Source organism: Streptomyces sp. NPDC127092, from assembly GCF_042722475.1.
Classification (GTDB): domain Bacteria; phylum Actinomycetota; class Actinomycetes; order Streptomycetales; family Streptomycetaceae; genus Streptomyces.
Genome location: NZ_JBHXFE010000256.1, coordinates 320 through 846, shown reverse-complemented (window position 1 = coordinate 846; position 527 = coordinate 320). Strand labels below are relative to the sequence as shown.

1 protein-coding gene is annotated in these 527 nt (G+C 63.8%); it reads right to left on the bottom strand.

Annotation, left to right across the window (positions count from 1 at the left end; genetic code table 11):
• Window positions 1-368, bottom strand: a 368-nt coding sequence (locus tag ACFWJO_RS39480) for a hypothetical protein (protein ID WP_386873093.1), incomplete at its 3' end; no start/stop codon positions are given.
• Between the last annotated feature and the right edge of the window lie 159 nt (window positions 369-527).

Below are 527 nucleotides of genomic sequence, written 5' to 3'. Positions count from 1 at the left end.
ACATCGGTCACCGAGGTGACTGTCTCGGTCACAGCCTCAAGGAAACTGCGGAGCTCCGCGAGACGGGCGGGCAGCTCCTCGAGCTGCACACCGAGGGTGGCCCGGGCCATCGAAACCGGCGCCGTCACCACGGCCTCATCACCTGCGGCCGTCGGCGGCTCGGCCGGTCCGGCACCGACTGTCGCGAGCCGCCGACGCTCCTTCCACGCGTTGCCCTTGTTGTGCACCGGGCCACCGGGATCGGCCTGCCCGCAGTACTTCGACGGCCGTCCCGTCTTCGGATCGTCGAGGCTGGGCCGACTGCACCCACCGGGGAACTCGCACATCCCCCGGCGATCGCCCCGGGCCGCAGTGTCGTTGGTCGCCATAACTCCCGAGCCTATAGGTTTAGTGTCTTGCGTGTCTATAGTTTCGTTTAGTTACGCATCTTTCGTTATTATGACGTAACTAAAGATACTCAATGCGATTGAGGGCCTGCGGATGATCCGACCCCGAGTGTCGGTTCTCAGCTGATCTGGCGGTTTCTC